The sequence below is a fragment of the Sediminibacillus sp. JSM 1682029 genome (assembly GCF_041366435.1).
GTDB lineage: Bacteria > Bacillota > Bacilli > Bacillales > Amphibacillaceae > Sediminibacillus > Sediminibacillus terrae.
The window spans coordinates 147,860-169,033 of the sequence record NZ_JBEWYY010000003.1; the positions used below are offsets into that span (position 1 = coordinate 147,860).

Below are 21,174 nucleotides of genomic sequence, written 5' to 3' on the forward strand. Positions count from 1 at the left end.
ATACGTTGGATCTAATAAATATCATCGCCATTTCGGCCACAGTACTCGTATGGTTTCATCCTTGGATGGGGCTGCAAACTTTTCGCAAAGCAATCGGCATCACGCTGTTTTTGGAGCTGTTTTACCTAATAGGCTCTTACGCGTTAGACTGGCCATTTCCAACACCACTGGTGCTCATCCAGCTTTTTGTGGTGACGGTATGGGGTGTCCTGCTCGGAATCGCATTTTCGCGTATCTGGCCATTGCCTTCTCACAAAGGGTTTGAACGCATCTTTCGCACCTTTCTGGTGGTGATCCCCGCACTGGGACTTGGAATGGGATTACAAGTGCTCTTGCAGGGTGCTCAGGCCACACAAGCTATTTATCTGATATTTGCATTATCGGCATGGCTTGGATCTGGCCATTTTATTAGAAGAGCAGCGACTGAGGAGTATCTGGCTGAATAGATTACATTAAACATGTAAGCAGTTTAGATGTGAAAAAACATTGCCAAAAACGAACCGATCAGTAGCCATAATGATCCGCTAATTAACTTCGTAACAGCAAGGAAGAGACCGACTTTTTTTAGTCGGTCTTCTATATTTTTTAAAAAGTTAAAGTTTGTTACATAATGCTCTTGTTAATTAATTAGATGTTTCACAATGAAATCCTGAGCAAAATATAAAATTAGCCAACCTGCCATTCCCAGACCTATGGAAGCAAATAAATGAATGGAATGTTTCAGTGCGACTCCTATGGTTAGCAACATTACCACTGTACCGGGAATCCCCCATAGGACACCAATAGCAAACTTACTTAATTTATCCATCTGTTCACCTTGAGTATATAGCTATAAAATGCTTAACAGGCTGACGATCGGTAAAGCAGCAATAACTCCACCCTGTTGAGGGTATCTTCGAGAAATTTCGGTGATAACACCAATAATAATGGCTGAAATGATAACTTTAACGACTGTGAACATCTTTTGCCCTCTCCTTAAGTAAGGTGAATGCTTCTAAGATGAGCTTTCTTTCTTCCTCGCTCATTTGGTCAAACAGAACCTGTTTTAATTTTTCATCATCGAGACTGGAATGGCGGTGTAATACATCACTTCCCAAATTGGTAAGCCTTATAATGACCTTTCGTTCATCCTCGTTGCTGCGGGTTTTAAATACATAGTTCTTTTTCAATAAGCGTTTAATATGCTCCGATGCTGTGTTGTGAGACACCTGAATAGCTTCTGCAACTTCTTTGATCCCCACTTCATCCTCTTTTTGGATAACTTGTAGAATACGTATGCTTTGATGCGTAATCTTTTCTTGGTGGTTATAACGTAACTGATAGTAAATATCGGTCCATAGCTGATTTAATTTAACAAATTCTTTAACCATAGTTCCCCTCTTTATATCGTATTGATGGAATATATCTTATCATACGATATTAATGGAGGGATAGCAACCTCTTCAACACAAGCAACGAGTTCGGAAGTGTAAAAAATGTAGCGATAAGCAGGATCACCAGGAGTGATGTTGTTCAGTTTCCAGTGAAATCAGACATCCTTCCAGGCGATGAAATGGTGTTTTAAGTCCTGTTGAATCAAGTTTTTTTGTCTGTGCAACCTTAGCGTGCTCCGAGTTGCAACCAGAGCTATCTTTACTTTTTGCTTCCGCTATAACCATAATGGACACATAGACAACAGAAAGGTGAATGGTGACATGAACTTTGCAGATAAGCTAAAAAAGGAAAGAAAAGATAAGGGCTGGTCCCAGGAAGATTTGGCCGAGAAACTTTTTGTAAGCCGGCAGTCTATTTCAAAGTGGGAAAATGGCCAGAATTTTCCCAGCATTGAAATCATCATGAAATAGAGCGACCTATTCGGAATCACGATTGATGAATTATTGAGAAGTGATGAGGATCTGAAGGAAAAAGTGATAAACGATAGCAGGCAATTGGCTTATCCGAAACTGAAGGAGTTTTTTGACATCGTATTTTTAATCGGGGCCGTTCTTTTGGTGATTAAGTTGGTAGTCATCCTTTTGAATAAGGTAGCGGGATGGGATTTGTCTTTGTATGGCGGGTCCTTTTTATGGAATTTCGGACCACTGATTCTCATGGTCGGGGGAGGAATCGGTGCCGGTATGGTGAAAGAGAAGTACAAACAAGATTAGAACAGGTAAATAAAACGACGACCTTGTCCCTGTTGGTAGCAGGGGCAAGGCCGTTTCTCCTGTGAAAGAATTCCCGTTTTAAAAAAGATCGGCAAGGTTTTGCGTGGCTTTATTAGTGTCTTGGATCAATTGGGCAAGCTGTTCTTTATTTTCCGTTTGGGATTGGACGGTTGCCGAAATTTCTTCCAGAGAAGCGGAGGCTTGTTGTAAGATGGAAGCAAATTCGCTGACCGCTCCTTCGATGGACCCGGTTTCTTGATCAATTTTTTTCGCGACGGTGCTAAATGAATGGATTTCCTGTTTCAAATTGGCGATCGACTTTTCTATCGATTCAAAGATCGCTTTGTTTTTGATTGTGCCTTCGATATTTTCATCCATTTTACTCGCGACATTACTCATTTGGTCTTGTGTATCCAGATTGTTCGAATGAATTTCATTCAGTGTAGTAGAGATCTGGACAGCGGTTGAATCGGTTGTTTCAGCAAGTTTCCGGATTTCCTCGGCTACTACGGAGAATCCTTTTCCGGCTTCTCCAGCCCTTGCCGCCTCGATGGATGCATTCAGTGCAAGGAGATTCGTTTGGGAAGTAATCTCCTGAATTGCCTGGATGGATCCAAGGGAGGACTCGATATTTCCGCTGAGCTGCTGCATATTCTTTTGCGTTAATTGGATAAACTGCTTGAATTCGTCCATTTGGTCACTCAGTAGTTGCGACTGCGAACGCCCTTCATCGATTTGTGACGTCATGTGAGTGGTCGAGTCGATAATTTGGTCTACTCGGCCATTCATCACGTTCACTTGATTTGCGGTGCTTTCAATCGCATTTGTGATATCGGTGATGGCATTTTCCTGTGACTGGGTTCCAGACGCCATCTCTTGAAGCGCCATGTTGAGCTCACGGGTCACTGCTTTCTCTTCTTCCGATTGTCCTTCTATCTTACGCATATTCGCTGCAATGACTTCCGAGTTATCTGCTAACGTGACACGCTGTGCTTCTTCCTTTTCCAGTTTTTCTGCCATGGCAATCTGGGTGGAGCTGAGGTTCTTTTCCAGGCTGCCCATGATTTTTTGTTGAAAGAATAGAACAATGACAGCTAAAGAAAACAATAGCAAATAGGTGCCGATATCGGATGAATAGACATCTCCGTTTAAAGTAAAAGCGAAAATGAGCAAACCGACTCCGAAAACCGTACCGATGGCATAGAGGATCAGGTTCATATAAAGGGCGGAACAAATCAACAAAAAGTAAATCAAAGAAAGGTTGTTTTCCGAGGGGCTGACAATGATAATCGCTCCCAAAAGCATCCCCAACCCGATTATCGATAAATAGGCCAATTGTTTAGTCAGACGCTTGGTTATATTCAAGAAAGCGACAACGATACAAAGTACTCCACCGCCGATAGCAATGGTCAAAATAAGCTCCAGTGGTTTTCCTAAACTCATCTCCACGACGGTACCCAAGATCACCGACAGGATCAGCATCATCAAGATGACGTTATTTTTTTTTCTCAAGGTTTTGAGGTTTAGTTCTTCGATTGACATTCCCATTCTCCTTCGTCCTTTTATACTATAATAGTAGCAGAAAAATAAAAAAACGCACGTCATTTTCAGGTATTTGGAACTGTTTTATCCGATGGGGGATGGGAGGTGGCTGTAAATTGATGATCGTAATAGCTCTTGAAATAGGAAGAAAGTCCATAAAAAAAGCGAAGGTATGAACCTTCACTTCGAGCAGTGCAGCGTTATTGTCTATCCTGTTTACTCTCCAAAATAGATTGCAGTTCTTTAATATCTTCATCGGACAATTCCTCGTCCTCCATAAACTGAACGAGCATCGATTTGAACGTCCCATCATAAAATCGTTTCACAAAGGACGCCGTTTTGGCGCGTTGGCATTCGTTTTGCGAATAAAGTGGATAAAACGTATAGACTCGCTGGTCCTTGTTAACGCCGATGACTTGTTTTTTGGTTAGTCGGTCTAACAGGGTGCGCACTGTTTTCGGCTTCCAGGTCGTTTGGGCCGGCAAAGAGGATATGATGTCATTTGCTGTTTGCGGCGCTTTATGCCAAAGTACTTTCAACACTTCCCATTCCGACTCTGAAATGCTGGGTATCTCATTTCTCATGTGAATCCCTGCCTTTGCCTTTTTAATAAAGATTTTTGTCTTTTAAGATGGATTTTGTAATCCCGGCAGCCGTACTGCCATTTGCATGCTTTTTGCTTTCGATATTGGTTGCAAAGAAATAGGTGTTGTTCTTCGTTTCTACATATCCGATGAACCAGCCGTTCACATCTTTTCCGTTTACAGTGCCTGTGCCGGTTTTTCCATATAGTGCTGCATGGTCTTTTGTCTCCAGCTTAATGGATTCCTTGACGAGTTGAACATGCTTTTCCTTAAACATCAATTGATTTGTATAAAAGTTCTTGAGCGTTTGCACTTGTTCAACTGGTGAAATCTTTAACGAAGATTCCAGCCAGTATGATTCCATTCCACCAGACAAATTTTGATTTCCGTATTGTATCTTTTGCAGGTAGGCTTGAATAGGACGCCTTTGAATCTTTTTGTCCAGCTCCTGAAAATACCAGGACACGGAATTTTCCATCGCAGTATGTAGATTTTGATTTTGGTTCCAGGCTTTATATGGATAAGTTGTTCCATCCCACTTCAAAGAAGTCTGCCCGGGAGTAATGACACCAGCGTCTAATGCAAATAAGGCATCGTAAATTTTATAGGTGGAGTTCGGCGAAACCCTTAACACACTTTTCTCTTTATTATAGATATGGTATTGTGCTTTCTGCAAATCGTACAGGACGAAGCTGCCCTCATACCCGTTGAAAAAAACCTTTAAATCCTCATATGTTGTCTGGTTGTTTTCGAAATGGAAACGATCCTCTCCATAAGACATGGCCGAAACAACCGGTATCTGACAAACGACCAGGGCTGCAAGCAAGCTGAATATCGCCATGCTTTTTAATGTTAATCGTCTGGATTCTGTTGAAAAGGCAGCAATCCGTTCAATCCTTTTTTTTAAGTGTTGCTTGGAACTGGCTAGTTGGTTGACCATGGCGAACCGGCTTGCAGAAAAGGAGGATTTCCGCGCAAACTTGATGATCGTGTTTCCGTAGGCTGCATAGTCGTCTGGAGCGAGTGTTTTCAAGACGGCATGGTCACAGGCAATTTCCCGGTCTAACCGCATTTTCCGGAATGCCATCCAAATCAGCGGATTATACCAGTACAACATTTGAAACAGGACGACCAGGTAATTCGTGACGATGTCTTTATACTTCACGTGATGTAATTCATGAAGGAAAATGTATGTCAGTTCTTCCTCGGAAAGCCATGCTTCTGCCCCACGCGGCAGGATGACATAGGTTCTGAAAATGCCGAACGTCATCGGCGACTTAACAAGCGGTGAATCCGCAAGCACAGGTTTTTGCGAGACACGCAAACGTTGCTTGCATGTCTCGAATACAGCGAGTATTTGCTGATTCGTCATGACCCTGGCAGATTTTTTTACTTGGCGCAGCTTCAGCCATGCATGCAGGTTCAAGCCAACCATCACAAGGATGCCAGCAACCCAGACAATGGTCAGGATTTGACTTAGCCATGTCACGTCGAACCGATTGACGGAAATGGAAAAATCGTGCGCCCAAGTTCTTCCGTTTTCCATTAGGGGATTCTCCGGGGAAGAATGGGGTGGCGATGGATTGTTCGTTTGGTTCTGATGCCACACGAATGAAGCTCCTACGTGCACTATATGTGCAGGGAGAAAGGGAAGTGTTAGCGCAGTTAGCAAAAGAAACCATAAATTGTATTGCCATTTGGATGATAGCTGGTTCTGAAAAATCTTCCGGATCAGTACGATGGCAATGACCACGACAGAAGATACAAACATGCATACGGCCAGGTGGAAGTCTGGCATTCTATTCATCTCCTTGTTCGGGAACCGATTGTAAGCCCATTTGTCCATGTTGTCGTCAAAATGTTAGTCAAGGCAGGCAGTCACTGCATTTGGCATAAATAGTATACTACTATAGACGATGATGAAATGAGAGAATAAGTCAGAAATGAAGGTGGAACAAAAAAGGGACACATGCCAGGTCTTCCGACATGTGTACTCCTTTTACTTAAAAGCGTTAAGTGTGGCTTTGGCTGCTTTTGCAACCAGCTCATCGTCATACTCTGCACCCTCTGTCTTGTGCCGGGACATTATTGCCATGACGATCGGCTCTCTACCTGGGGGCCATACAATGGCAATATCATTCCTTGTGCCGTAACTTCCGGCTCCGCTTTTGTCCCCGACTGTCCATCCTTCCGGTTTTCCTGCACGTATCAATGCATCTCCTGTTGCATTTCCTTTCATCCAATCGATAAGTAATTCTTGTTTTTCCTTTGGAAGAAAATCACCAAGTGCCACTTTTCTCAGGTTGTTGGCCATAGCTCTTGGAGTGCTGGTATCACGTTTATTCTCTGGTGAAAATGCATTCAATTCGGTTTCGTACCGCTCGGGCTGGGTCACGTCATCGCCGATTTCACGCAAGGCTTGCTTATAGTTGTCAGGACCTCCGAGGGCATCCAGTAACAGATTACCGGCGGTATTATCGCTTTCTCGGATGGCCGCCTCGCTGATTTCTGAAAGGGTCATGCCGGTATCGACCTGTTTCTCCGTTACAGGAGAATAGGTAACCAGATCATCCTTGCTATAGGTCACGACTTCCTCAAGATCCTGGAGGTCGTTTTGCTTCAACACGAATGCAGCGGCTAGTAATTTGTACGTGGAAGAATAAGCGAAACGCTCATCCGGATTGTACTCGACGCTTTGATTCGTGCCCGTATCAATGGCATAAACACCCAGTCGTGCGTCAAACGCTTCCTCGATTTCGGTGAATGCTTCATCTAAATCGATGGTTTTCGCTGCTTCACTTTTTTCATTGGATGATGTATCTGTTTTATTTTCTGTATTTGAGCAAGCAGTCAGCATTGTCAGACACAGCAACGCTATGTATAGTGTGAATTTCACTAGCCTGGACTTGGCTGGGCTTGTTTTCCTCATCATAATCCCTTCTTTCTGTCAAAGTAAAGTACTCTTCTGATGGATTGATTGTTACATTTCGCATTTATCCCGCCTACAACACTTTGATTACACGCGTAAGACAATATTACATATGTAATCACATGAAAGTCAACCCCGAAGTGATTTGGTTGCAGGGGAAAGGGGGAACAGGCATCAACACGAAAGGACTTGGCCGATGAAAGAAAAAGATGGATGAAACGCTCGATTAATAACCAAGCACATGGGGTATTTACAAAGGACGATCAACAGAAAGTGACTGGCATGTGTTAATCCAGAATACGGCGGTCCCTGGTATATTTTTCATACCAGCTCCGTGCAGGAAATTCGGTCGCAAATGGAGAAAAGGGAAGATATGACTTTATTGCAAAACTACACATAGACTGTGTTGCAGCTGCTTATACATTATCAAAAGTAAGGCGGAGCATCGAAAGGGGATTTATTCGTTTTGAACACCAAATACTTAGATTTGCTAGCCCAGAAATACAACAGTGAAGAAAAAGTGGTAACGGAGATTATCAACCTGGAGGCTATTCTCAATCTGCCCAAAGGTACCGAGCATTTTGTCAGTGATCTTCACGGCGAATATAAAGCCTTTCAGCATGTTTTAAGAAATGGCTCAGGCAAAGTGAAAGAGAAAATAAGCGACCTGTTCGCCAAGGAGCTATCAGAGGAAGAAATCACCGAATTTGCGACATTGGTATATTACCCGGAAGAAAAACTCCAATTGATTAAAAGCAATTTCAACAGTACCCGGGAACTGAATCAATGGTACACGGAAATGATCGAGCGGATGATCAAGCTCATTTCCTATGCTTCCTCCAAATATACTCGTTCCAAGCTAAGGAAAGCATTGCCGGAGCAATTCGTATATATTATTGAAGAACTGCTGTACAAAACAGATGAATTCACCAACAAGAAAGAATATTATACCAAAATCGTCCAGGAAATCATTTCGCTCGGACAGGCAGACAAGTTGATTATCGGTCTTTCCTATACAACCCAAAGGCTGGTCGTCGATCACCTTCATGTCGTAGGCGACATTTATGACCGGGGGCCGGAACCGGATAAAATCATGGAGACGCTGATCAATTACCATTCTGTCGATATTCAGTGGGGCAACCATGACGTGCTGTGGCTGGGTGCTTTTGCCGGATCCAAGGTTTGTCTTGCCAACATTATCCGGATATGCGCCCGTTATAACAACCTGGGTATCATCGAAGATGCTTACGGCATCAATCTCCGGCCGCTTCTCAACCTTGCTGAGAAATACTATGAAGATAATCCGGCTTTTCGTCCCAAAAAACAGCCGGATGATAAACTGTCCGATTATGAAGAATGGCAGATTACGAAAATTCATCAGGCAATCACGATGATTCAATTCAAGCTCGAAAGTCCGATCATCAAGAGGCGTCCATACTTTAATATGACTGATCGGCTGCTGCTCGACAAAGTTAACTACGAAACAAACGAAGTGACGATTCACGGGGAAACATACCCGCTTGAAAACCCATGCTTTGCTACGGTCAATCCAGAGCATCCGGAAGAACTGTTGGAGGAAGAAGCAGAAGTGATCGACCGGCTGCTGTTTTCTGTTCAGCATTCGGAAAAACTGGCCAGACACATGAAGTTCCTCATGAAAAAAGGCAGCCTTTATTTGAAGTATAACAGCAACCTGTTGATTCATGGCTGTATTCCTTTGGATGAAGATGGAAACATGGAGAGCATGGAGGTTGAAGGAAAAAGCTACAAAGGGCGGGAGTTGTTTGATGTTTTCGAGCGCCATTTGCGTCATGCCTTTGCCCATCCGGAAGAGACAGACGATTTGGCGACCGATATGGTCTGGTATTTATGGACCGGGGAATCTTCCTCTTTATTCGGCAAAAGAGCGATGACCACCTTTGAAAGGTACTTCATCAAGGACAAAAAAACGCACAAAGAGGAGAAAAATCCTTATTACTACTTACGCGAACAGGAAGACATCTGTCGGAAAATCCTCGAAGAGTTCGACATGGACCCGGACCAGGGCCATATCATCAATGGTCATACACCGGTAAAAGAGATTGAAGGGGAAAACCCCATCAAAGCCAACGGAAAGATGATCGTGATCGATGGTGGCTTCTCCAAGGCTTATCAGCCCACAACGGGAATTGCAGGATATACGTTGTTATACAATTCATATGGGATGCAGCTCGTCGCCCACAAACATTTTAACTCCAAGGAAGAAATCCTGCAGAACGGGATGGACGTGTTGTCCGTGAAGCGATTGGTCGACAAAGAGCTGGAAAGGAAAAAAGTACGGGAAACAAATGTCGGCGAGGAATTATTGCAGCAAGTGTCTATCTTGAACGATTTATTGGAGTATCGGTATTTGAAATAAAATTTGATTCCCCTTTTTGAGAGGGTTAAGAGTGAATAGCAAAAGAAGCCAAGCCTGGCGGGCTTGGCTTTCGTGTTTATTGGTGATTCTTCTCCACAATCCCTTGTTGCATGGTAAAAACTTATTCGACATTTACGACGATACTTTCAACATGCTTTTCGTTTATATAAACAAGTATTTTCCAAACGCCAGCTGATGGAAATCTTAGTATTGAAGGCATATTGACACTATCAGGGCTTACCGCCGCGCTCTTAAAGAAAGTCCCGGAGTCTAAATTTATAATCTTATCGGTTCCTTTTTTGACTGCTTTTAATTCTACCGGAATATCATATACATCTTCTTTTCCAAAATAGAACCACATATATTTTTTTGGCTGTTTGGAGACGATTGGAAAAGGACCAGTAAACCCAAAGGTATCTTTCTTTCCTACAATCTTATAAGTATGTTGATCGCTGTTTTTCGGTTCGACGGTATAGTCAAACTTTGAGGATAGCTTCCAATTGTCTGTCTCTGGGATTTCGGTTTTGGTTTTCTCCGTTTTTTCCGGGTTTTCATTGTCCTGGTTTGAACCTTCATCATTCATCGCTTGGCTGTCATCGTCCATACAAGCAGTAAACAATAGAGTAATTAGCAGCAAAAGTGATAAAATAACGGCATTTTTCAAAAGAGAGTCCCCCTTTATAAACCATGTTCCATATGAACTATTTCTGCGAATCGATTTTGATTTTATCCTTGATTTGTTCGATGGTTAATCTGCCTTAATATTACTTATTCAAGAAACTGCTAGCGATCCCCTTTTTTTGGAGTAAAGCAATCTCAAAAAGGAAATGATGTCTTATTTCCAAGCATTACATTTAGGAAGAACACGGTGTATATCAATTGTTTTAATCTTCCTGTTGAAGGTTATACAATGATATAAAATGATTTGAAAAAGGGAGGAACAGAATCGATGAAATCACTAGAAGAAGCACTAAATCATAAAGTAGGACTGGGCACCGCCCCTTTGGGAAATATGTTCCGGGAGGTTCCGGAAGAGGAAGCGCAAACCACGATTCAAACCGCCTGGGATCAAGGAGTACGATACTTTGATACAGCGCCTTTCTATGGTGCCGGCCTGGCAGAAATGCGCGTCGGCGAGGTGTTATCCAAATATGATCGGGATGATTATGTGATAAGCACCAAGGTCGGGCGCTACGTCCTCGATGAGAAAGAGGACAAGGAAGGGCTGTTCGAGTATGCCCGCGACAATAAAGTCATTACCGATTATTCCGAGGATGCGACGAAGCGATCGATTGAACAAAGCCTGGAACGGTTGAAGACCGATCGGCTCGATATGGTATTCGTTCACGATGTTTCTCCTGACTTTCATGGAGAAGAATGGACGGCGAAGTTCGAAGAAGCCAGAAAAGGTGCCTTCCGGGTACTGACAAAGCTGCGGGAAGAAGGTGTCATTCGTTCCTGGGGTCTTGGGGTGAATACCACAGAACCGATCGAATTGGCGATGATGCTGGAGGAAACCCAGCCGGATGTCTGTTTGTCAGCTACGCAATATACCCTTCTCCAACACGAGCATGCCTTGCAGCGGATGATGCCGACAGCTGAAAAGAAAGGCATCGATATTGTGGTCGGCAGCCCGTACAATTCCGGGGTATTGCTGGGCGGCGACCATTATAACTACGAAAAAGCCGGCCCTGAAATTTTGGACCGGGTGAACCGGTTAAATGAAATCGGCAAGAAATACGATGTCCCATTGAAAGCGGCAGCACTGCAATTCTCGACTGCTCATCCAGCAGTCAAAGCAGTGATTCCTGGTTCAACCCACCCAGGAAGAATCAAAGAGGACATCGAGATGATCCAACGGGATATCCCCGGGGATTTCTGGAACGAGCTGGTGAATAAAGGCTTTGTTTCAGCGAATGCTCCATTGCCGACATCACGCTAGAGGTACAGGATAAAAGAAGAGGCTGGGACAAAAGTATCGTGATCAAAACAAAAACCGAACGATTCCAATTCGTTCGGTTTTTTGGTTACAAAAAAGTAAACCGTGCTAACTTTTCCTTTTAAAAAGAGTAACGCTTCACTCCGGCAAGGTACTTCGCTTTCCGCGGGCACGGCTTCAGCTAACTTGGCAAAGAAAACCGCTTTGCCAAGTGGATCTTCAGCTCGCGCTCATCCCGCAGGAGTCTGCGTACCTTGCCTACGTTCATATGGAATTATCCGCAACCGAACGATGCGCCACTCCTGGCTGATTTCTGTTTTTTCTTATAGGAAGAAAGCTAAACCGAATGGAAAGAGGAGTCCTTCTTTTTTGTTTTTCTGGTGTTGGTTCGCAAATTTCAATTTCTAAAATAAAAACCTTCCATGCTGGGTTTCGTGTTCATCATTGTTTAGAAAACCTAACCGTCAATAGAAGAAATGCGGTTCTACTTACTTTATCTTGATCATATAAAAATCAGCATCCGAAAATGTAGCGGAGGCAAGATACGGAGACTCCAACGGAATCAGCACGAGCTGAAAATCCCGCAAGAAAGCGTCTTTTGCTTTCTGAGGAAGTTGAAGCCGTGCCCGTGGAAAGTGTAGTATCTTGCTGTAGCGATAGCGATACGAAGCACGCATCAAACAACCGAACGAATTTGCTTTGATGGCCAAGCTTTTGTCCGGTGGCTTTTTTATGAATCTCTTTTAATCATTTAGTCTTCCCAACTCAAAATCCCTTATATTAGCAATAAATATTTTAATCTTTTGATAATAGTGATAAACTAGAGAGGAGATAAAAATATTTGGAAAAGATGTAGAACTTTGTCGAAACTAACCTTGCTGTTGTAAACGCCTTCGCAGAAGTAACTACATCTTTAGCAAACGTTAGGGAGTTTGAAGGTAAAATGAGCAAATCATATACGAAAGCAGACGTTATCTTAATTGGCGCAGGAATCATGAGTGCAACGCTCGGAACGTTGCTGAAGGAGTTAGTGCCGGAATGGAACATCCGTGTATTTGAAAAGCTTGACAGTGCAGGAGAGGAAAGCTCGAATGTGTGGAACAATGCCGGAACAGGACACTCTGCGTTGTGCGAGCTGAACTACACACATGAGAAACCTGATGGCTCGATCGATATTTCGAAAGCCATCAAGGTGAATGAACAGTTCCAGGTATCAAAACAGTTTTGGTCTTATCTTGTCGACAACCAACGCATCGACAATCCACAGGAATTCATCATGCCATTGCCCCACATGAGTCTTGTGCAAGGGGCGCGGAACGTGGAATTTCTAAGAAAGCGTTTTAAAACGATGGCAGACAATCCTTTGTTTGAAGGAATGGAATTTTCCGATGATCCGGAACAACTGAAACAATGGATTCCGCTTATCATGCAACAGCGTTCGATGGAGGAGCCGATCGCTGCCACGAAAATCGATACGGGAACAGATGTCAATTTTGGCACGTTGACTCGGAAAATGTTCAATCATTTGGAAAGCAACGGACTGGAAATAAATTATAAACACAGTGTAGAAGATATCAAGCAAACGAGCGAAGGCACTTGGGAAGTAAAAGTACAGGATATCGAAAGTGAAAAGATAGAGTACCATACGGCAAATTTTGTCTTCATCGGCGGTGGAGGCGGAAGTCTGCATCTTCTGCAAAAAACGGGCATACCTGAATCGAAGCATATCGGCGGCTTTCCGGTAAGCGGTCTCTTCATGGTATGCAACAACCCGGAAGTGATCGAACAGCATCATGCCAAGGTTTACGGAAAAGCGAAGGTGGGTGCTCCGCCGATGTCCGTACCGCATTTGGATACTCGGTTTATCGATAACAAGAAGTCCTTGTTGTTCGGACCGTTTGCCGGCTTCTCGCCGAAGTTTTTGAAAACCGGGTCGCTGCTTGATCTGGTAACATCCGTGAAGCAGGATAACCTTGCTACGATGGTCGCGGCAGGTGTGAAAAATGCATCGCTGACTAAGTATTTAATCGAGCAAGTGATATTATCCAAAGAAAAGCGGATGGAAGAACTGCGGGAGTTTATCCCGAATGCGGACAGCAAGGACTGGGATTTGGTCGTAGCAGGCCAGCGTGTGCAGGTCATCAAGGACACCGAGAATGGCGGCAAAGGGACACTGCAATTCGGCACGGAGGTGGTAAGTGCCGCTGATGGATCGATCGCCGCGCTGCTTGGTGCTTCCCCAGGTGCTTCCACTGCTGTATCCGTCATGCTCGAAGTCATCGAAAGGTGCTTCCCGCAGCAATTGAAAGAGTGGGAACCGAAAATCAAAGAAATGATTCCGTCTTACGGCGAACCCCTTTTGGAAAAACCTGAGTTGATCCGCGAGCTGCAAGTCTCTACAGGCAGGACGCTTGGATTGGCAGACGCAGCGTTTGCCCATAGCAAGTAATAGGAAGAAGCATAAATGGCTGTATATACTCATTTATGCTTCCTTTTATGTTAGGAAGAAGAGGATGGTGGTTTTGGTGAAAGTTTCACTTTTCATTTCCCTTGTGCTGACCATGCTGGTGGTATGGTTGAATCTCTCTCATCATAGTTACTTCAACGGAACAGTCATGCTGCTTGTTGCCATATTTGCCTCCCTAGAACTGACAAGACAATTTAACCGACGGTAGATGCCAGCCCTGCTCTGATTGTACCAGTAACTCCCATGCCGGGACCCTCTTCCTTCGCACGCTGGAAAATTTTTCTGGGAAAACCACAAAAAGCACGAAATCTGTGCTACATTATAGAAAAATACCTACTAAAAAGAGGTCCGGTAAATCGTGCATGCTCCTTTAACCGCTTTTATAACCTTAATTTGCACCTCTGGTGTGCTTAATCTGTATTTATGTTTATATGTATGTAGAAAACGCCACAATTACCGTGATATTGCCAACTACTTCATTCTATACACTGCCTCGATAACCATCTATTGTTTTGCTGCTGCTTTTGGCTTGATGGCAACCACCTTGGAAGAGATGAAATTTTGGACAACCATCCAATATATCGGTCTGCCATTCGCCGCGCCCTTCGGTTTGTTGTTCATCATGAGATACTTAGGCATCCAATTGAAGAGGAAAACCCTGTTCCTGCTTTTGCTGCTTCCGTTTGTCAGTTTTTTGATGGTTGCCACGAATGATTTTCACCATCTTCATTATAAAGTTTTTGAAGCGGATTCTGTCTTGGGTATCCCTTATATTTACCAGGAAATCGGCATGTGGTATGCGGTTCATGGCATCTATACGTTCGCCTGTATGTTTGTAGGGTTTCTGCTGGTGCTTTCCCGGTGGAAAGAAACGGCGAAAATTTACCAACCCCAGTTGATCGCTCTGATGTGCAGTACGCTGGTCCCGATGGTCACTGCTTTTGTTTACCTGATCGGAATTACGCCTCCAGGTATTGATCCTGTACCGATGGTTTTGTGGCTTTCTTCCCTTTTATATTTATGGTCCATTAATTCTTCTCGGTTGTTCAGGGTGATGCCGATTGCAAAGGATGAAATATTTCATAGTATCAATGATGGCGTGCTGGTGTTGGATGCTTCCAACCATTTGATAGAGTTCAATCATGCCAGTCAACAAATGCTGCCGCGCTTAAGGAAAAATTTGTTCGGGATGGATTTTAGGGAAGTGTGGCCGATTCTTTCCGGGGCGCCGCTTCCTTCTAATTTGGAATCGGTAAAATCCCAAAGCGAAATCGAATTAACGGTAGATGATGTAAAGCGCACCTATCAGGTCCGAACCGCCCCTCTCCAGCAAGCGAAAGGTCTGTTGATTATTTTTACCGATATCACCGAGGTGAAAAGCCTTCAGCTTCAGTTGGAAAACTTGGCTTATTATGATGAACTTACCCGCCTATACAACCGTCGGGCATTTTTCGAAAAGTGCGAGAAAGCGTTCAATAATGCGAAAAATAATGCCTTTCCTTTTACGGTTATTTTGATGGATGTGGATTTTTTCAAGAATGTGAACGATACATTTGGTCACTTTGCCGGGGATCAGTTACTTATTCACGTTGCAAGAATCTGCCAGAACCAATTACAGGAAAACCTCCTTTTTGCCCGGTACGGCGGAGAAGAATTTGTACTTGGACTGGAGGGGAAAACAGCGTGGGAGGGATGGGAAATCGCGGAACGATTGCGGAAAAGTGTCGAGGAACATCCACTCAGAACGACCGATGGTTTGGTTTCCGTCACCTTAAGCTGCGGCGTTGCAGAGGCGGAGAAAGTGCCTGAAGATACGCTGAATCTGGTATTGAATAAAGCGGATAAAGCACTATATGCGGCAAAAGGAGAAGGGCGGAATCAGGTGGTGATTTTTAGTGGTAAGGAAAAGAATTTACGAGAGTTTTAGAATTAAAATTAATTTATTTATGGAGGAGTTAAGTAATATGAATTCTTATAAGTATCTAGAATTTGTACTCTGAGAAAAGCAAGGGATTCATTTATGTTGCGTTATTTCCTGGTAATTTACAAAAATATAAAAATAAACCAAGCAAACTATTAAACTCCATTATATAATGTCGATATAAACATTGATTGATAAAAATTTTTGGAGGAGAGAATGAATGAAAAATCTTAAAAGAAAGTATGCTTCTATTCCTATCTTTTTTCTTATCTTACTTCTAAGTATTTCCACCATTTCTACCACAGTTGAAAGCGCATCCCTAAATGAACAACAAAATTTAGAAAAGTTCAAAGTTCAAGCTCCCTTGTATAACAACGAAGTTGATTTTAAATCCGAGATTCCCAAAGTAAACAAGGATAGTGGGATTTCTATAGAGAAACCAGATTTTTCGGTAAGTTCGAACTTTGATGTCTCTGGAGATAGGATGAATTTTAATGATTCATTGACAAGTTCTGACCCTGATGACTTTTGGTTTTTTAGCATTCCTAGTGATAGGAGTATCCTTTTCGAAATAGAAACTGAGAACCCGGATTACATTGTAGAACTTTATCAAATCGATTGGGAAACAGGGACTGCATATCCTACATCAATCGGCGGATATGCTAATCAATTAGTTGCAAACAATCAAATAACTTCGGGAGACTGGGCACTCAGAGTATATTCTTCCAATACATTAGAAGATACCTATACGATTAAAATGAATGCAACCAATCCTAACGGAGCAGAAAGTGTGTACTCTACATCAGATTCTCTGTTATATGCTGTGCTTGGCTATCCAAATGGTGACATTTATTCAAATGGTGTATTTGTTGCTGCTATAGGAAGAGAAAACACCCAACTAGATTGGGAGAGAGAGTTTTATTTTGCGTGGGATGGAAATTATAACCAACGTCAGCATAGTATTTCTGATGTTAACATTAAATCTATTTCTGCACCTGTGAGTTATACTGCAAGTTATGCAAGCTCAAATAATGCAATATTGCTCTACTTGGACGAGGGTTCATTATTTACTCACCACGTTTCTTCTTTCCGTTCAGGACCTCCTACACAATATGATAGCTCTTTTGTTGATACTATTGGGAAAACTACCCCACGAAGACTGGACACGGACGACCTAACAAATTGGGGAGATCATATTTTGGTATTTGACTTAAATACAGGTGAGTCAATCGATTTCTTTAGTGTGTTGAACTACTATTATGCAAGTGGAGCAGAGTCTATTCCCACCATAACTTTCTTGAACTAACCTTTATGAATTCTTAGGATGGGGAAATACGAGATTTCTTGCCCACCAAGAAAAAGGTTGTAAAAAAACAGGCTAAAGGAGTGCCATATCATGAAAGTTGGACAAAATATCAGAGGACATGCTGGTGATCGAAGCTTGTCCCAACCCTTCAACACGAATTTTCTAAACAATAGTAATTTGAAATCACCACAAAAAGCAGAGGTGTCTGCTTCCGTAAACGTCCATAAGGAAGAAGCACTCCGCCGGATGATGTCTCCTATTCTGGTTAACCTTTCCAAAAAGGAGGACGGCACGATTTCTTTCGACAAACGGAGTTATAGCCAGGAGGAAGTCTTGGCTATTCGCGAAAGTGATTTGGAAGGCATGGATATAAACTGGGCGTCTTTGGAATTGCGGCTCACCAATCGGAATGCAAGTGCATCGTCCACCGATAACATTGCCAATGATCTCGACTATCTAGCTTCACAGTATGTGCAGTTTTCCCAACGGATAAAACAGAGCTACCCGGGTGAGGAGCAGGCAGACCAGTTTCAAAAGCTTGAAACAATCATCGGTACGCAAATCGAAGAATATGCAGAATCATTTTCAACTATCATTGGGGGCTTCCTCGAAAATAATGGAGTCAGTGGTGAACAAACTGCGTTAAAAGCCAGTGTTTTATCACAATTCCAGCAAAGAAAAGAGCAGTATCAAACGTTTGTGGAGCAGAATGAGAATTTTGCAGGGATCAGGGGAACCGCGGATGAGTGGCTGCTGGCCGATAACCAATTTATGGCGGAACAATTGCGGCATGCATATGCAAAGGAAAACGTCGAGGGACAAGATAAGGAAAACAAAGGGTATGGCATGGAGGACTTAGCCGCGGTCGGCATATTGGCCAAGGAGACACGGAACGTTGGGTATAACTCCCGGCAGCTTGGATACAACAAGCATAAATCGGAAGAAGAGTTCGGCGTCGAACTGGGTTTGACCGCCATGAAGTTTTCATTGCTTACCGATACCTACGATATCAGTGACAGCGTAAAGACAAAGCTCGGAACGGCATTCGATACCTTTATTGACAAGCAAAACCAAAAAGCCGAGGAGTATATAATCAACAGGAGAAATGATCCGTTCACAAGGGATAAGGAATCGTATGCAGTTGGATGGGATAATAGCCTGGTTTCCGAGATCGTCAGCAGCATGGCGGGAAGCTTGGGAGAAAACGACTTCAACGCTGCATTCAAGCAAGTTGTGAACACCGCTATGCAGTCCTATGCCGGTAAAACCCAGGATGAACAAACCGACAGCCTATCCCGTTATCACCCTTACCATAATACATGGAACACCGCCAATTATATCGGTGATTGGAACCGGTTTGTGGAGCGTCTGTCGGGTGGAAATGGACGGGACGATATCAAGGTGTCCAATCATTTATCCTTTTCGACTGTGGATCTTTCCATATAGGTAGAGCATCATGCTTGCCTTGAAGTACACTCCCGCGTTTATAGTAGGTTATATAGTGAAGTGCTGGTAGCAGGCGGGAAGACCGCTTTGCTCTTAAACATTCACTACTAAACGATAGGAAGGAGTGTTGCATCTATGAATATAAATATTGCTCAAAAAACCGGTTGGGTCCGGTTTCGATCCTTATGCAACTGCTTCAGAAGTGATAGGAGATATGGACTTGGCAGGAAAAACCGCCATCGTAACGGGTGGATATTCAGGCATTGGGTTGGAAACAACAAAAGTGCTGGCAAAAGCAGGGGCAACCGTGGTAGTACCTGTCCGGAGTCTGGAAAAAGGGGAGGAAGCGCTGAAAGGTCTTCCCAATGTGGAAATAGATACCATGGATTTACTTGATCCAGCCTCTATCGATACATTTGCGGAGAATTTCCTTTCCTCCAAACGTCCATTGGATATACTCATCAACAGTGCGGGGATCATGGCGCCGCCATTAAGACGGGATCAAAGGGGCTATGAATCGCAATTCGCCACCAACCATCTCGGGCATTTTCAACTGACTGCCCGCCTGTGGCCGGCTTTAAAACAAGCGGATGGTGCCAGAGTTGTGGCGGTATCATCGCGTGGCCACCGGTTGGGAAACATTGACTTTGAGGACCCTCACTTTGAGCATCATGCGTATGATAAGTGGAAAGCATATGCACAGTCGAAAACGGCAAACAGTTTATTCGCACTGGAATTGGATGAACGCGGAAAGTCGCACCATGTCCGTGCCTTTTCTGTTCATCCCGGATTGATTCCTACCACCGATTTGGGCAGAGATTTAACTAAAGAGGAGTTTGGACCGAAGCAAATGAAAAACAGCAAAAACGGTTCCGGATCCAAGGAGGAGACGCCGCAATTCCATACCATCGAGCAGGGGGCCGCCACCGTTGTCTGGTGTGCTGTGAGCCCGCAGCTTGATGGACTTGGCGGAGTTTATTGCGAAAATGTCGATATCGCAGAAGTCGTTCCAGAGGATAGTGAGAAAGCCACGGGTGTCCGTCCATGGGCGGTTGATCCCGAAGCGGCGAAACGCCTTTGGAAATTAAGCGAGGAAAATATCGGTGTTCCTTTCCCCGTTTCGTAAAGAAGAAAAAAGCAGCCATCAAGCAGGTACACGAGTTGTCTCCCTGCTTGATGGCTTTAACGTGAAGCCTGTTCCTTCTACATCAGGTCCTAGCGACTAATCCTATAATCCACGGGTTCCAGAGCTTTATCTGTTTGATTGCACGTCTAGCGGTTTTCCTGTTGTTCCAGGATTGTGTGATTTCCTGTGAAAGTGGGTAAGGTACTTAGGAAACGGTGTACACTTTGGAGAGGCTTTTACGAAAATCTTTCTATTTCAGAAATGCTTTATTCTTATCCTTAAAAGCATTGCAAATCTCAAAAAGGTGTATTATAATTTAATTGTGAAATGTTTCACAACATGTAGTCGATCTGGTGAAAAATCCAAGGTGAAAATTTTTAAATCCATATGTGAATTAATTCACATATGGATAGGGAGGTATGAATGATGAATGTAACACTTGGCAGCAAAGTCGTCTTAATCGGTACAGGAGCGGTTGGGTCCAGTTATGCTTATGCGCTGATGAATCAGGGGATTTGTGATGAACTGGTGCTGGTTGACTTGAATCAAGAAAAAGCGAGAGGCGATGTCATGGATTTGGACCATGGGATTGTCTATGCTCCGAGCTCGGTTCAAATAAGGTTCGGCAATTATCAGGACTGTCACGATGCGGCACTTGTCGTGATATGTGCCGGAGCAGCACAAAAACCGGGAGAAACTAGACTCGATTTAGTAACGAAAAATGTGAAAATCTTCGATTCGATTGTCACCAGTGTAATGGATTCCGGCTTCAACGGTATTTTCCTGGTGGCCACCAATCCTGTTGATATTCTCGCCTATGCCACCAGGAAGTTCTCCGGACTGCCAAAAGAACGGGTGATTGGATCGGGTACGATTTTGGATTCGGCAAGGTTCCGTTATTTACTCGGGGAAGAATTTGAGACAGCTCCGACGAGCGTCCATGGTTATATTATCGGGGAACACGGTGATTCACAGCTTCCGGTTTGGAGTTCGACGAATATTTCTGGCACACCGATAGCTCCCAAACTGACGGAAGAAAGAAAGCGGGAGATTTCCATCCAGGTGCGTGACGCTGCTTACAAAATCATTGAATCAAAAGGAGCGACTTTTTACGGGATCGCCATGGGATTGGCGAAAATCACGAGGGCAATCCTGAAAAACGAAAATGTCGTCCTCCCGGTTGGCGCCATGCTGGATGGAGAATTCGGGCATGAGGATGTCTATATCGGTGTTCCGGCCGTGATCAACCGGACAGGGGTGAAAAAGATCGTCGAGTTATCGCTTGATGAAAAGGAACAAGGCCAGTTTGCCCAATCTGTTAAAACATTAAAAGATATCCAAGCAGCATTGTGGAAGAAGTAACGGTCGG

At 43.6% G+C, this 21,174-nt stretch carries 15 protein-coding genes and 3 pseudogenes; 11 read left to right on the forward strand and 7 right to left on the reverse strand.

The annotated features are described in order from the left end of the window. Window positions 1-5: 5 nt before the first annotated feature. Entirely contained in the window at window positions 6-446 is a 441-nt protein-coding gene (locus ABVF09_RS07030) for a hypothetical protein (RefSeq protein WP_235162490.1), read from the forward strand. Window positions 447-619: 173 nt separating this feature from the next. Here the strand turns inward: ABVF09_RS07030 and ABVF09_RS07035 are convergent. Continuing rightward, window positions 620-961, reverse strand: a pseudogene (locus tag ABVF09_RS07035) (DUF3147 family protein). Continuing rightward, the gene (locus ABVF09_RS07040) at window positions 945-1,370 is read right to left on the reverse strand and encodes a MarR family winged helix-turn-helix transcriptional regulator (RefSeq protein WP_371068865.1); all 426 of its coding nucleotides are present in this window, start codon (window positions 1,368-1,370) and stop codon (window positions 945-947) included. Before ABVF09_RS07040 ends, ABVF09_RS07035 begins: the two are co-directional and overlap by 17 nt. Before the next feature lie 324 nt (window positions 1,371-1,694). Here ABVF09_RS07040 and ABVF09_RS07045 point away from each other — a divergent pair. Further along, window positions 1,695-2,147: pseudogene (locus ABVF09_RS07045) on the forward strand (helix-turn-helix domain-containing protein). Between the two features lie 78 nt (window positions 2,148-2,225). Here ABVF09_RS07045 and ABVF09_RS07050 read toward each other — a convergent pair. From ABVF09_RS07050 to bla, 4 genes are all read right to left on the reverse strand, one after another. Continuing rightward, complete coding sequence (locus ABVF09_RS07050; protein WP_161993085.1) at window positions 2,226-3,689, reverse strand: methyl-accepting chemotaxis protein; 1,464 nt, start codon at window positions 3,687-3,689, stop codon at window positions 2,226-2,228. Between the two features lie 200 nt (window positions 3,690-3,889). Next, a complete protein-coding gene (gene blaI / locus ABVF09_RS07055; RefSeq protein WP_153463968.1) occupies window positions 3,890-4,273 on the reverse strand; it encodes a penicillinase repressor BlaI in 384 nt (127 codons plus the stop codon). Window positions 4,274-4,295: 22 nt separating this feature from the next. Continuing rightward, window positions 4,296-6,071: a BlaR1 family beta-lactam sensor/signal transducer gene (locus tag ABVF09_RS07060; protein ID WP_371068866.1), complete on the reverse strand. Its 1,776-nt coding sequence runs from the start codon at window positions 6,069-6,071 to the stop codon at window positions 4,296-4,298. A gap of 201 nt (window positions 6,072-6,272) precedes the next feature. After that, entirely contained in the window at window positions 6,273-7,202 is a 930-nt protein-coding gene (bla, locus tag ABVF09_RS07065; RefSeq protein WP_371068867.1) for a class A beta-lactamase, read from the reverse strand. 466 nt (window positions 7,203-7,668) lie between these two features. Between bla and ABVF09_RS07070 the strand changes: the two genes are divergently transcribed. After that, window positions 7,669-9,600, forward strand: a complete 1,932-nt coding sequence (locus ABVF09_RS07070; RefSeq protein WP_153463959.1) for a fructose-1,6-bisphosphatase — start codon at window positions 7,669-7,671, stop codon at window positions 9,598-9,600. 121 nt (window positions 9,601-9,721) lie between these two features. Here the strand turns inward: ABVF09_RS07070 and ABVF09_RS07075 are convergent, their stop codons facing one another. Then, window positions 9,722-10,264 (reverse strand): hypothetical protein, encoded by a 543-nt coding sequence (locus tag ABVF09_RS07075; RefSeq protein ID WP_371068868.1) that lies wholly within the window; start codon window positions 10,262-10,264, stop codon window positions 9,722-9,724. Between the two features lie 285 nt (window positions 10,265-10,549). On the opposite strand from ABVF09_RS07075, the gene ABVF09_RS07080 reads away from it, so the two are divergent. The 8 genes and pseudogenes from ABVF09_RS07080 (at window position 10,550) to ABVF09_RS07115 (ending at window position 21,167) form a co-directional block, all read left to right on the forward strand. Then, complete coding sequence (locus ABVF09_RS07080; protein WP_371068869.1) at window positions 10,550-11,542, forward strand: aldo/keto reductase; 993 nt, start codon at window positions 10,550-10,552, stop codon at window positions 11,540-11,542. 913 nt (window positions 11,543-12,455) lie between these two features. After that, window positions 12,456-13,988: pseudogene (locus tag ABVF09_RS07085) on the forward strand (malate:quinone oxidoreductase); the annotation flags it as partial. Window positions 13,989-14,064: 76 nt separating this feature from the next. Continuing rightward, window positions 14,065-14,214, forward strand: coding sequence for a hypothetical protein (locus ABVF09_RS07090; RefSeq protein ID WP_155911827.1), 150 nt, complete (start codon window positions 14,065-14,067; stop codon window positions 14,212-14,214). A gap of 150 nt (window positions 14,215-14,364) precedes the next feature. Then, window positions 14,365-15,933 carry a histidine kinase N-terminal 7TM domain-containing diguanylate cyclase gene (locus ABVF09_RS07095; protein ID WP_371068870.1) on the forward strand — a complete coding sequence of 523 codons (1,569 nt, stop codon included), beginning with the start codon at window positions 14,365-14,367 and terminating at the stop codon, window positions 15,931-15,933. Between the two features lie 214 nt (window positions 15,934-16,147). Beyond that, complete coding sequence (locus ABVF09_RS07100) at window positions 16,148-17,233, forward strand: hypothetical protein (RefSeq protein WP_153463941.1); 1,086 nt, start codon at window positions 16,148-16,150, stop codon at window positions 17,231-17,233. A gap of 90 nt (window positions 17,234-17,323) precedes the next feature. Beyond that, window positions 17,324-18,679, forward strand: a complete 1,356-nt coding sequence (locus ABVF09_RS07105) for a hypothetical protein (RefSeq protein ID WP_371068871.1) — start codon at window positions 17,324-17,326, stop codon at window positions 18,677-18,679. Window positions 18,680-18,824: 145 nt separating this feature from the next. Continuing rightward, window positions 18,825-19,805, forward strand: a complete 981-nt coding sequence (locus ABVF09_RS07110; protein WP_371068952.1) for an oxidoreductase — start codon at window positions 18,825-18,827, stop codon at window positions 19,803-19,805. 426 nt (window positions 19,806-20,231) lie between these two features. Further along, complete coding sequence (locus ABVF09_RS07115; RefSeq protein ID WP_371068872.1) at window positions 20,232-21,167, forward strand: L-lactate dehydrogenase; 936 nt, start codon at window positions 20,232-20,234, stop codon at window positions 21,165-21,167. Window positions 21,168-21,174 lie beyond the last annotated feature (7 nt).

Excerpts from the sequence above, each read along its gene's own strand:
- blaI (WP_153463968.1), bottom strand. The coding sequence starts at position 4,273 with ATGAGAAATGAGATACCCAGCATTTCAGAGTCGGAATGGGAAGTGTTG.
- ABVF09_RS07050 (WP_161993085.1), bottom strand. The coding sequence starts at position 3,689 with ATGTCAATCGAAGAACTAAACCTCAAAACCTTGAGAAAAAAAAATAAC.
- ABVF09_RS07040 (WP_371068865.1), bottom strand. The coding sequence starts at position 1,370 with ATGGTTAAAGAATTTGTTAAATTAAATCAGCTATGGACCGATATTTAC.
- ABVF09_RS07115 (WP_371068872.1), top strand. The coding sequence starts at position 20,232 with ATGAATGTAACACTTGGCAGCAAAGTCGTCTTAATCGGTACAGGAGCG.
- ABVF09_RS07100 (WP_153463941.1), top strand. The coding sequence starts at position 16,148 with ATGAAAAATCTTAAAAGAAAGTATGCTTCTATTCCTATCTTTTTTCTT.
- ABVF09_RS07080 (WP_371068869.1), top strand. The coding sequence starts at position 10,550 with ATGAAATCACTAGAAGAAGCACTAAATCATAAAGTAGGACTGGGCACC.
- ABVF09_RS07060 (WP_371068866.1), bottom strand. The coding sequence starts at position 6,071 with ATGCCAGACTTCCACCTGGCCGTATGCATGTTTGTATCTTCTGTCGTG.
- bla (WP_371068867.1), bottom strand. The coding sequence starts at position 7,202 with ATGAGGAAAACAAGCCCAGCCAAGTCCAGGCTAGTGAAATTCACACTA.
- ABVF09_RS07105 (WP_371068871.1), top strand. The coding sequence starts at position 17,324 with ATGAAAGTTGGACAAAATATCAGAGGACATGCTGGTGATCGAAGCTTG.